Source organism: Vibrio sp. MA40-2, assembly GCF_047302445.1.
Classification (GTDB): Bacteria; Pseudomonadota; Gammaproteobacteria; order Enterobacterales; family Vibrionaceae; genus Vibrio.
In genome coordinates this window covers 646197-658558 of sequence record NZ_CP178628.1, presented here as the reverse complement: position 1 = coordinate 658558, position 12362 = coordinate 646197, and the positions used below count along the sequence as shown (strand labels likewise).

Annotated in this window: 9 protein-coding genes and 1 riboswitch; of the genes, 5 read left to right on the top strand and 4 right to left on the bottom strand. The window is 38.3% G+C overall.

The annotated features are described in order from the left end of the window. Positions 1 to 191 precede the first annotated feature (191 nt). Positions 192 to 890 (bottom strand): zinc uptake protein ZrgA, encoded by a 699-nt coding sequence (gene zrgA / locus ACLKML_RS10515; RefSeq protein WP_413285294.1) that lies wholly within the window; start codon positions 888 to 890, stop codon positions 192 to 194. A 30-nt stretch (positions 891 to 920) separates the two neighbouring features. Further along, a complete protein-coding gene (locus ACLKML_RS10510) occupies positions 921 to 1232 on the bottom strand; it encodes a DUF2607 family protein (RefSeq protein WP_413285293.1) in 312 nt (103 codons plus the stop codon). A gap of 428 nt (positions 1233 to 1660) precedes the next feature. Between ACLKML_RS10510 and ACLKML_RS10505 the strand changes: the two genes are divergently transcribed. Further along, positions 1661 to 1870, top strand: coding sequence for a DUF1107 family protein (locus ACLKML_RS10505; protein ID WP_413285292.1), 210 nt, complete (start codon positions 1661 to 1663; stop codon positions 1868 to 1870). A gap of 40 nt (positions 1871 to 1910) precedes the next feature. Here ACLKML_RS10505 and msrA read toward each other — a convergent pair whose 3' ends face one another. Next, positions 1911 to 2543 carry a peptide-methionine (S)-S-oxide reductase MsrA gene (gene msrA / locus ACLKML_RS10500; protein WP_413285291.1) on the bottom strand — a complete coding sequence of 211 codons (633 nt, stop codon included), beginning with the start codon at positions 2541 to 2543 and terminating at the stop codon, positions 1911 to 1913. A gap of 447 nt (positions 2544 to 2990) precedes the next feature. Here msrA and ACLKML_RS10495 point away from each other — a divergent pair, with 447 nt between their 5' ends. Both ACLKML_RS10495 and ACLKML_RS10490 read left to right on the top strand, forming a co-directional pair. Then, the gene (locus tag ACLKML_RS10495) at positions 2991 to 4703 is read left to right on the top strand and encodes an autotransporter assembly complex protein TamA (protein WP_413285867.1); all 1713 of its coding nucleotides are present in this window, start codon (positions 2991 to 2993) and stop codon (positions 4701 to 4703) included. Then, complete coding sequence (locus ACLKML_RS10490) at positions 4700 to 8473, top strand: translocation/assembly module TamB domain-containing protein (RefSeq protein ID WP_413285290.1); 3774 nt, start codon at positions 4700 to 4702, stop codon at positions 8471 to 8473. Before ACLKML_RS10495 ends, ACLKML_RS10490 begins: the two co-directional genes overlap by 4 nt. A 159-nt stretch (positions 8474 to 8632) precedes the next feature. Here the strand turns inward: ACLKML_RS10490 and fbp are convergent, their stop codons facing one another. Beyond that, positions 8633 to 9646, bottom strand: coding sequence for a class 1 fructose-bisphosphatase (gene fbp, locus ACLKML_RS10485; RefSeq protein ID WP_413285289.1), 1014 nt, complete (start codon positions 9644 to 9646; stop codon positions 8633 to 8635). 393 nt (positions 9647 to 10039) lie between these two features. Between fbp and mpl the strand changes: the two genes are divergently transcribed. Together mpl and ACLKML_RS10475 are read left to right on the top strand one after the other, a co-directional pair. Then, positions 10040 to 11428 (top strand): UDP-N-acetylmuramate:L-alanyl-gamma-D-glutamyl-meso-diaminopimelate ligase, encoded by a 1389-nt coding sequence (mpl, locus tag ACLKML_RS10480; RefSeq protein ID WP_413285288.1) that lies wholly within the window; start codon positions 10040 to 10042, stop codon positions 11426 to 11428. 74 nt (positions 11429 to 11502) lie between these two features. Then, the gene (locus tag ACLKML_RS10475; protein ID WP_413285287.1) at positions 11503 to 12120 is read left to right on the top strand and encodes a flavin prenyltransferase UbiX; all 618 of its coding nucleotides are present in this window, start codon (positions 11503 to 11505) and stop codon (positions 12118 to 12120) included. Positions 12121 to 12213: 93 nt separating this feature from the next. Further along, positions 12214 to 12344, top strand: a riboswitch (TPP riboswitch). Positions 12345 to 12362 lie beyond the last annotated feature (18 nt).

The following is a 12362-nucleotide window of genomic DNA, read 5'->3' as shown; positions in this document are numbered from 1 at the left end:
GGCCTATTTCCAATGTGAAGGTAGTGGCCACTTACTTCTGTTTAATTATAAGTAGGTAGCCACAGAGGTTTTCTATAACATTCTTACTTGAAGCCCATTTATCTAAAGCTTGATTAGCAAAAGCTTGATTACCAAAAAACTGGTCATTTAAGCCTTGTTGACTTCAAGAGTGTCTTGATAAGAAATATAAACTAGAACGTAATTACATGGTCATCTTTATTCAGTTTTAATGCTTTTTGCTCAGTATCAGTCAACAGGTTTACTGCGATGTTGTCAGTTGAAGGAAAGTGTTCAAACCAAGTTGTTTCAATGTTTTGTAATTTGCTCATATCATTACACTCGAAATGGTATTCAACAGTGAACTCACTATGAGTTGAACCTTCGTGATCATGGTCATCGTGATCGGCATGTTCTTCGTGCTCATGGTCATCATGATCGGCATGTTCTTCGTGCTCATGGTCATCATGATCGGCATGCTCTTCGTGCTCATGGTCATCATGATCGGCATGTTCTTCGTGCTCATGGTCGTCATGATCGGCATGTTCTTCGTGTTCATGGTCATCGTGATCTAGTGTGCTTGTAACACTGGTGTGCTCAACTTGACAGCCAGCTTGCTGAGATAGACGTAAAAGTTGACTGGAATCGCCTAAAGTCTGTTTTGCTTTGTCGAACATTAAATGTTGCTGTTCATTGGTTGGCGCATGTTCAAATCCGACTACATCTGCTCCAGGAGCCGTTATTTCAACTAATAACTCATTGCCGTCTTGAGCTATATTAAACTCAACATGGCCATGAACATGGGCACTATGTTGTCGAAAACCTTCTTCAGCTTGGCTAGATGCGGCTAAAATAAGAGTGGTTAATAAAGAATATTTGATGACACGTTGCATAAGGTAAACCTCAATTTAAAAAATTAATATCTAAGTAAAAAGTAGTAATTGATTTGATATTTGTGGTGGTGAACGTGCTTTTTTGTTTGGTAATGGTTTGAATAATTCGGCAATTATTTTAGGTTTATGTTCAATCGGTTTTTGGCGTATTAGAGGTAATATCGTAAAAGGCGAAGTTATGCCATGTAAGGCTTGTGCAAAAAGTTGGCAATGATGATGCTCATGATGAGATGAATCGATATCGACCATATGATCAAGAAACGCAAAGCCGGTCCAAAGTACAAGTACTAGGACGATTGAAGGTAGCCATTGTATCGAGGAGCGATTTGTATCGATTGGCATGAAGTCTTGTTTGCGTTCTGATGAATGTTCAGTCGTTAATGTAATAATATAACAATTATTCTGCAAGGTAATTGTTTACAAGAAAATGCTGGGTAAGAAAATCGTGCCTAAGCTAATGATCCATTATTCAGCCAATAAACCTTATTGAGTATTGAACGATGATCTAAAAAGTGGCTATTAATGTGCTGACTAAAGCCCAATAATGGTGAAATGCACAGTACTGATGCAGTGCAATATAGCTTTCATATTCGATTCCACTTTTATTTTTTTACTTGTTTTGGGTAAAGTGGATTATTTTCATTACTATTAAGGTCTATAGGTTTTTTAGTTAATATAGTTTCGTTTGTCTGGCTTGAATTTTGCATAAAGTACGCTGAAATAAAAAATAATAATTGAAATTAAAAATAATTAAAGAGAATGAGGCTATTATGTCGCGAGTATTTTCTATTTATCGTCCAGTTCAAGTTGCCCGTTTTGTCAAAACACTTTTTAAGGGGGAATTTATTATAGAAGGTATTGGTATGTTCTATTTTGATAGTGGGAAAGTGTTACTTCCAGATTTATCAGAGAAGGCAAAGTTATCGATAATGAAAGAGGTAAATGACACTATTGATAACCTTACAATGACTACCGCATAAACAGAACGCTCATGGAATAGAACGTTCATAAGATAAGCAACTATAGGTTTGGTGGGAAACAAATACCTGTTCCACCGAGCCCACAATACCCTTCAGGATTTTTTGCTAAGTATTGTTGGTGGTACTCTTCTGCAGAATAATAGTGTTCAACAGGAGCAACTTCGGTCGTAATAGTGCCTTTATTTTCAGTTGTTAACGCTGCTTGATAGATCTCACGGCTCTCTTTTATATTGTTTAATTGTGCTTCATTAAAATAATAGATAGCGGAGCGATATTGTGTGCCAATATCATTACCTTGTCGCATTCCTTGAGTTGGATCGTGATTTTCCCAAAAATAGTTGAGTAATTGAGATAAGGTTATTTTGCTAGGATCGAAGATAACACGTACTACTTCGGCATGCCCTGTATTACCAGTACAAACTTGTTCGTAAGTTGGGTTTTCAGTATAGCCGCCACTGTATCCAACCGACGTTGATTCAACGCCCTCTAGTGACCAAAATAATCTTTCAGCTCCCCAAAAGCAGCCGAGACCAAATATAATTTCTTGTTGGCTACTTGTTGGCGCAGCAGATAAATCTGTTCCATTTACAAAGTGAGGCTGATTGAGTGATATTGCTGTTTTACGGCCTGCTATTGCCGTTTCTTTTGTAATCTTAGTGTGTTCAACTGACATTATTTTATCCATATTTTGCGTATTACAAGATGTGTTGTTCCCATTAGAAAAGCAGTATAGAAGGAGCTATGTTAATTTCCTTATATCAAAATAGGATAAAAACAAATTAATACGTATATAACCTATCTATTTTTAGTTGTAACTGTATAGGTTGGCGTAATCAAATCTTACTATATCGCAAGTTTATGCCGATAAGTAATGGCTATTTACTTTTCGAAGCGAAGTCAATTCGTTTGGTTATAATTGAATTGATCGTATTTTTATCATAGTGCTAGCATCTTTAAAACACTTTGCTATAACCTTGTCTCGTTATCGGGTAAGCTTTGTGCAACGAGGTTAGCCTAACTGTAATGTGAGTTGTTTAGGTTATTTTTCAAGGTAAGTTGTTCAAGGTCATTTGTTTAATGGTTATGGGTAAGAGTTAAGTCTGTGTACCAATATGTCGAAATAATGAAAAAAATCACCTGTATATTGCTGCTATTTCTATCGTGTAGCATGGAAACGTGGGCAAGTATGTCACTGAAAGTTGAAGGGCTGAAAGGTGCTCTGAGTGACAATGTGGACGTATATCTTTCGGCTATTCCTGAAGACGATTATTCAACGTCACTGCGTTTTCAATCTCGATTACGAGATAATATTATCACCGCGCTCAAGGCATTAGGTTACTACCAACCCACCATTGATTTTATTATTTCAGATGATCAAGAAACTTTGACGGTCAATGTTGCCGAAGGTGAACCTGTTCTTATTGATATTTTGGATATTCAGTTAATTGGCGAAGCTAAGGATGATGAGGAATTTTTAGCCTTAATCAATCAATCAGGCTTAAAGCAACAATCGATATTAAATCACAGTCAATATGATGGGCTTAAATCTGCAATTCGAAACTTGGCTTTATCTAAAGGGTATTTTGATGGCGATTTTACTAAGACGGCCTTAGAAGTTGTCCCTGAATTGAATCAAGCTTTTGTTCATTTACATTATAACAGTGGCGCTAGATACCGTTTTGGGCAAACCGAAATTGTTGGCAGTCAAATTGAACAAGAAAAAGTATTATCACTTGTTCCTTATAAACAAGGCGACCCTTATTTAGCTTCAGATGTGGGGTTATTTAATCAGAATTTGTCTAATACTGAATGGTTTTCATCGGTTTTTGTTAAACCTGATATGCAAAATGTTCAGTCAGATCAAGTATTACCTATGGTGGCATCGTTGGCTCCACAGTCAAAGAATCAAATAGAAACCGGGATTGGTTATTCAACGGATGTAGGGATTAGAGGCACGTTAAAGTGGAATAAGCCGTGGGTGAATCGGTACGGGCATAGCTTTGATTCCAGTTTGTCGCTTTCACAACCAGAGCAAACGATCGTTGCGGGTTACACTATTCCGTTAGAAGATGTCTTGAATGAATATTATCGACTTCAATATGGTATGAAGTATGAAGACAACCTAGATACCGATAGTTTAGAAGCGAATGCGGTGATAGAAAGACATTGGCAATTAGACAATGGTTGGCATAGGAATTTATTTTTAAGATATCTACATGAAGATTTTACTCAAGGATCTCAAGACGACGATATAAAAATGATCATACCAGGAATTCGTTTCTCTAGGACAAGAACGTCAGGTGGGGCGATGCCTACGTCCGGTAACAAATACTCGATTAGCTTTGAACTATCCGATGATAATGTAGTTTCTAGGGCAAGAATGTATAGGATCCAAACTCGATCTTCGTGGATAAATAGCCTTGGCAGTAATCATCGAGGGATTGCGCGTATCGATTTGTCGGCCAATATCGTCGACAATATTTTAGACGTTCCTCCTTCTATTCGTTTTTTTGCTGGTGGCGATAATAGTTTGCGTGGCTATGATTATGAATCGATCTCTCCGACGGATGATACGGATTCTTTAATTGGTGCTAAATATATGGCAACCAGTTCTCTAGAGTACCAATATCGGTTGGTAGGGAATTGGTGGCTTGCTACTTTTGTTGATGCCGGTGACGCATGGACATCCTCTGTTGATATGAAAGTAGGTACGGGTTTTGGGATTCGTTGGGCTTCTCCTGTTGGACCAGTTAGGCTTGATTTTGCTTGGGGACTAGCGCTAGAAAGTAGTGATCAATTTCGGATTCATTTTGCTTTAGGACCTGAATTATGAGTCGCATACTAATTAAGTGGTTGTTAAGATCTGTATTGGCTTTGCTAGTATTAATATTATTGATATTAATACTTTTAGTCGCTGGTCTCTCGACCAATAGTGGCTTAAATAGCGTTATTTGGAGTTTAGAGAAAGTATTACCAGAATTAAAAATAGCCGATTCTAAAGGGGCTTTTTTCTCGCAATTCAGCCTTTATGATGTTGAATACAAAAATGATGATTTGAACTTATCCGTTGTAAGTAAAGAGCTGACTTTAGGTATTAATCCAGAATGCTTTTTAACGCCTTCTTTATGTGTTGAATTAATTCAAATTGATGGGCTGGATGTGGTTTTTTCAGAGCTACCTCCGTCAACCGAAGCTGAGCCGGCCCCTTCTTCTGAGCCCTTAAAAGAAATTAAGGTACCTTTTCCCATTTATATTAACGAGTTAAGACTAACCAATATCAATCTTAACGTGCTAGGTAATACTGTCGATTGGCAAACTTTTTCTAGCAAAATAGCTATGGTTGACAGCACATTAACGCTTTATCCAACTTTGTTGCAACAGGTCAATGTAGAGTTAGCAAAATCGACGAATGACAACAATCAAACTGAGATAGAACAAACTACGGCGACCACTCAGCAAAGTAAACAAGATATTGTGTTGCCGGATGTACTGATCCCTCTAGAAATCGATATACAACAGTTTGATTTGAAAAATTTCACTTTAAAAGGAGAGACACCTGTAGTCGTTAATCACTTGGGATTATCGGCCAATTTAAATGCTCACAACGTTAATGTTAACCACTTAGTTTTGGATGTACCTCAAGCAGATGTAGAGCTAAGTTCAAACATCGATCTTAAAGGCAATTATCCTCTTACTCTCGATGCGAAAACTTTCGTAAAACAAACCGAGTTGAAAGGACAAAAATTACAACTTTCAGCTTCGGGTAGTGTGGCAGACATACAACTTGATGCTACTCTTTCTGAAGTCATTGAGTTGACTGTGGATGGACAATTAGAACCGTTAAAAGCCAATTTACCTTTTGATATTGTACTTTCTAATGGAGCGATACAGTGGCCATTTTCTGGGCAGGCGGATTACGTTGTTGATGTTGAGAAAATAAAGGTTGAAGGTTCATTAGATGGTTACAATCTAAACGTTGCGACTATTGTTGACGGAGAAGCCATCCCTAAATTAGATCTTGCAATTCAAGGTGATGGTAATTTAAATGAAATTACACTGGAATCGCTATTAATTAAAACATTAGGTGGGGAAGTTTCAGGTCAAGTCATGGCCAATTGGCAAAGTCCTGTTAACTGGCAAGCGACGTTAGGGTTGAAGGATATTCAGCCAGGCATGGAATGGGAGCAGGCTGAAGGTATCATTAATGGCTCATTATCAACAACCGGTAAGTTATTAGATTCTGGTGGCTGGTTGGTTGATTTACCTTTGTTAGATATTGATGGAAACATAAGAGACTACCCATTAAAAATAGAAGGACAGTTGTCGGCAAGTGATCCATCCGGCAAAGGGGACATAAAGTTAGCAACAGAAGAGTTAGGTATAAAACATGGTCCTAATGGTATTCAAATCTCAGGAAAACTGGATAAAACGTTAGCTATAGATACGCAAGTTAATTTTCCTGATATTGAAAAATCTATTGCTGATGTTAAAGGCAGTATAGTCGGTACCATTTCTTTACGAGGTAGCCTGGATACCCCTCAAGTTATTACTGATATATCAGCAACAGAGATTGAATACTTAGATTTGGTTAACGTAGCCAGTTTGAGGCTTTCGAGTAACTTAACGCCATTGCCTTCTCCAGATGGCGATCTTGACATCGACATTAGCGATGTTCTTTATCAAGATAAAAAAATCGATAGCGTTAAGTTATCCTTATCTGGCACGCAAACCGATCATCAATTGAATCTGGATTTATTATCGGATTTGTTAACGACCGATATTCATATTGAAGGTGGTTTGCAACAAGAGCCAGAATTGGCCTGGAGAGGGGTACTTGATAAGGCAAACCTTTCAACTCAACAAGGTTCATGGCGAATTGACCAACAAGTCGATTTAGGTTTTGTTGTGGATAGTCAATTACTCTATGTTCAGGCTCATTGTTGGTTGCAGTCAAACTCAAAAATTTGTTTAACCGAGGATCTTAGTGCTGGTCAATCAGGTGATGCACACTTAGCCGTAGATAACTTTTCATTTAACCAGTTGAAGATGTTTATTCCGCCGGATATTGACGTTGATGGTTCAGTAGCAATAACAGCCTCTGCTAGTTGGTCACCAAATGAAAGTCCGACTGCTGATGTCTCGATTCAATTACCTCAAGGGAAGGTTCAGTATGCCGCTGAACAACCTTTAACGCTCGGTTGGCAATCCATTGCCGTTAATGCTCAGTTACATAACGATAAATTGCTCGCCGATTGGCAGCTAGATATTACAGATAACGGTGATATCAAAGGTAATCTTGCTATTGAAGATGTGCAATCTGTTGATGAGGAGTTAGATGCGCAATTAATTTTAGACAATATCAATTTGAATATGATTCAGCCTTTGCTTGGTGAGTACAGTAACGTCAATGCCGAGATTCATTCTGACATAAAAGTGTCGGGTCCTGTTAAGCATCCAAGTGTTAATGGGCAATTTACGCTAGATAAAATTGTTGCTCAAGGCGACATTACACCAATAGAAGTTCTGTTGGGCAAACTTCAGATTGATTTTTCTGGTTATGATGCGTTACTTAATGCCGATATTGAAACTCCTGATGGCGTATTAAAACTTGATGGTGATGCCAATTGGCGCGATTTAGAGGCATGGAACAGCAAGGTTCGTGTTTTTGCTGAAGAACTTAATGTTGAATTACCGCCAATGGTTAATGTAAAAGTTAGCCCAGATATGACAATAATGGTAAATCCTAAATTAGCCAAAATTGAAGGGGATATTTATTTACCATGGGGTGAAATTGTTGTGGAAGAGTTGCCTCCAAGTGCGGTTTCTGTTTCTTCTGATGAAGTTATCTTAGATAAAAATTTAAAGCCGATAGAAGCCGAGAATCCGATCCCTATGGCGATAGAAACCGATGTCAATATTCATATTGGTGACGAGTTCACACTTGCTGCTTTTGGGTTAGAAGGTGAGTTAGTCGGGCAATTAAATGTGACACAAAAAGATAAAGGCCCTTTTATTGTCGGAGAAATTGAAATTGTTAATGGGACTTATCGTTCTTTTGGTCAAGATTTGATTATTGAAGAAGGTAAAGTTTTAATGAATGGGCCAGCGGATCAACCATATTTAGCCATCGAAGCAGTACGAAACCCAGATAATACACAAGATGACGTGGTGGCAGGGATCCGGGTTACTGGTCCGGCGAATGAACCGTCGATAGAGGTGTATTCTGAACCTTCTATGCCTCAACAAAATGCATTGTCTTACCTATTGAGAGGTCAAGATTTAGATGCAACTTCGGGTGGCAATAGTATGACGACAGCATTGATTGGCTTAAGTATAGCTAAGAGTGGACGCCTAGTTGGGCAAATAGGTGAAACGTTTGGTGTCTCTGATTTACAGCTGGATACTGCTGGTTCTGGTGATGATTCTCAAGTAACGGTCAGTGGCTATATTACTCCAGAGCTTCAGCTGAAATATGGTGTGGGTATTTTTGATTCCTTTGGTGAGTTTACCGTTAGATATAAGCTGTTGACTGATCTATATTTGGAAGCCGTATCTGGAGTTGATAGTGCGGTGGATCTGCTATATCAATTTGAATTTGATTAGTTGTTTTGTTTAAGCCTATCTTAGCGATATAACATGTTAATAATAAAAAGCCGTTTATTTCTAGTGAAACGAACGGCTTTAATGTGTAAATAGTTTATGTAAAACAGTAGGGTAGAAAAATACGTAACTATTATTCGTTATGAGATATGCGTTAAGCACTTATTCATTAGGGTATTTCGCAATAAACTCTTCTACTTTCTTTACCATGGCTTTAGAACCAACAAAGAAAGGCACGCGTTCATGCAATTCGGTTGGTTTTAATTCCATAATTCGTTGTTTTCCATCTGAAGCTATGCCACCGGCTTGTTCAATTAAAAAGGCCATTGGATTACATTCATACAAAAGGCGAAGTTTACCATTCGGGTGGCTTTCTGTACTTGGGTATAGATAAATACCACCTTTCAATAAGTTTCTATGGAAGTCAGCAACAAGAGAGCCAATGTAACGAGAAGTATACGGGCGGTTATCTTCTGGGACACTCTCTTGGCAATATTTAATGTATTTTTTAACACCTAAAGGAAAACGAATATAGTTTCCTTCATTAATAGAGTAAATATTCCCTGTTTCTGGTGTTACCAACTTTTCATGAGAGAGGCAAAATGAGCCGATAGAAGGGTCATATGTGAAGCCATGGACACCATTACCGGTGGTATAAACCAACATAGTTGATGAACCATAAATCACATATCCAGCGGCGACTTGTTTTTCTCCTGGTTGTAAGAAATCTTCTTGTGTTGGTGGTGTTCCAACTGGAGAAACTCGACGGTAAATAGAAAAAATTGTGCCGACAGATACGTTAACATCTATGTTACTAGAGCCATCCAATGGATCCATTAACAAAACATATTTAGCATTTTTGTTGAGCTCTTTATTAAATGCAACAGTTTCATCTTCTTCTTCACTTGCTACACCACAAACTTGATCACGGGCTTCTAGTGCTGCTTTGAATTTATCGTTTGCGTATAAATCTAATTTTTGTTGTTCTTCACCTTGTATATTTTCAGCGCCAACCGAACCGGTAATATCAACGAGTCCTGCCTTGTTAATCTCACGGTTTACGATTTTTGCAGCAAGACGGATAGAAGCTAATAATGAAGATAGCTCTCCACTTGCGTGAGGGAAGTCATGTTGTTTCTCTACGATAAATTCGCCCAGCGTGCGAAATTCAGACATGTTATATCCTTTACGTTTTCTGATTATTTAGGAGACTTTTTAGTTACAATGGCTGATAGCTCTAGTCATTATTAGTAACAGTATCAATTGTATGACAAAAAACTTTTTATGAGTAATGAAGTAACTTAATGATATGTAAATTGTTTTTAATTTCCATCACAGAAATTTTGTAAAAATGTTTCACGGTTACTTATTTATGAGACATTATTCACTATTTTGTATAAGCCGTAATGATTATTGTGAACTAAACAAGAAATCAGTAGCTAATGTGTTGGTGCATTTGTGGATGGGTACATAGGTAAATAGATATGGAATGACTGAATTCATAATCAAGAAAACGGTTAATGACTAATAACAATAATCAGCAATGAATAAATTTAGGATACACAGTTAATGCACATTCATATATTGGGAATTTGTGGGACTTTTATGGGCGGGGCTGCAGTATTAGCTCGGCAGTTGGGACATAAAGTGACGGGCAGTGATGCTAACGTTTATCCGCCAATGAGCACGTTACTTGAGTCACAAGGAATCGAGATTATAGAAGGGTTTGATCCATCACAATTAGAGCCTCGACCAGATTTAGTCGTTATTGGTAATGCACTTAGTCGTGGCAACCCATGTGTAGAATATCTATTAAATAATAATCTTAAATATACCTCGGGGCCTCAATGGTTACAGGAGTTTCTTCTCCACGAGAGGTGGGTTCTCGCTGTGTCTGGAACGCATGGTAAAACCACTACCTCAAGTATGCTGGCGTGGATTTTAGAAGATTGTGGTTATGAGCCAGGCTTTCTAGTCGGGGGAGTGTTAGGTAATTTTGGCGTTTCAGCACGTCTTGGTAATAGCCCATTTTTTGTGGTCGAAGCCGATGAATACGATAGTGCTTTTTTTGATAAGCGTTCTAAGTTTGTTCATTACCATCCAAGAACGTTAGTAATCAATAATCTCGAATTTGATCATGCGGATATTTTTGATGATCTTGAAGCCATTAAAAAACAGTTTCATCACTTAGTTCGTACCGTGCCTAGTAATGGACGTATTTTCTCACCTAAATTTGATACTGCGGTGCAAAATGTTTTACAAAGAGGTTGTTGGAGTGAACAAGAATTAATTGGTGACCAGACCTGTGACTGGTCTGTAGAAAAAACCAACAAAGATGGTAGTGAGTTTGGTGTGTTTTTACATAACCAATTAGCTGGTACGGTGACGTGGGATTTGGTGGGGGATCATAATGTAAATAATGCATTAATGGCGATTGCCGCAGCAAGACATGTTGGAGTAACGGTGGATTTAGCTTGTGAATCCCTGTCTCGGTTTATCAATACTAAAAGACGTTTAGAGCTGAAAGGTGAGGTGGCAGGAGTGACGTTGTATGACGACTTTGCTCATCATCCTACTGCTATAAGGTTAACTCTAGAAGGCTTGCGTAATAAAGTGGGAGATAAAAAAATTATCGCGGTTTTAGAACCAAGATCAGCGACGATGAAAATGGGCGTCCATAAAGTGACATTAGCCGATTCATTATCAGTGGCCGATTCGGTGTATTTATTTCAGCCTCATAATATAGATTGGTCAGTAGAAGAGGTCGCTAAGTTGTGTTTACAAGATAAACAATCAAATAACGGACCACAGAAGAGCTTTGTTAGTGATGATATTGATTTATTTGTGTCTGAGATCCTCAAAGAAGCCTCGAAAGGGGATCAAATAGTGGTCATGAGCAACGGTGGATTTGAAGGCATACACAATAAAATTATTGATGGCCTTACGTTAATGGAATAAACCGGAATAGCAAGGTGACGTTTATTGTAATTTTGCGTCGTGAATAATGTGATTAAAATAAATAGAGAATGGTCATGAGTACAAAAAAAACAATTACGTTAGCATTTACTGGTGCGTCTGGCGCGCCGTATGGACTGCGTTTATTAGAATGTTTACTTGCAGCTGATTACAGCGTGTATTTGTTAATTTCGTCCGCAGCTCGAGTGGTATTAGCGACAGAACATGGCTTAAAGTTACCTAGTGGTCCCGATGCGGCAAAACAAGCATTGGTGAAGCATTTAAAATGCAAACCAGAATTATTAACAGTATGCGGTAAAGAAGATTGGTTTTCTCCTGTTGCGTCAGGAAGTGCTGCGCCAAAGAAAATGATTGTTTGTCCTTGCTCAGTAGGGACGGTGGCAGCAATTGCTCATGGAATGTCGGATAACTTAATTGAACGAGCTGCCGATGTTGTTATGAAAGAGCGAGGCCAGCTTTTATTGGTTGTCAGAGAAACGCCATTTTCTACTTTACATTTAGGTAATATGCATAAATTATCGCAAATGGGCGTGACCATTATGCCAGCTGCACCGGGCTTTTATCATCAACCAACCAGCATTGATGATCTGGTTGATTTTATGGTAGCAAGAATATTAGACCATCTTGAAATAGAGCAAAAACTGGTCGCGCGCTGGGGATATGATAATCGGTAACCAAATGATTCATTAACTCTTTATAGGTTATATCTTACCTTTATTGTCGTTTTTTGCTTGCTAGCAACTTTATGGCTTTACGGTTACAATCACTACGACTCATCGGGGTGCTCAAGGTTATTTGCTTTCATTAATCACTAACTATTGGGCTGAGATTAAGTTTTCTTAGAACCCGTACACCTGAACCAGATAATACTGGCGTAGGAATTGAGCTAGGATCTATCAACATCCTCCCTCAAGCC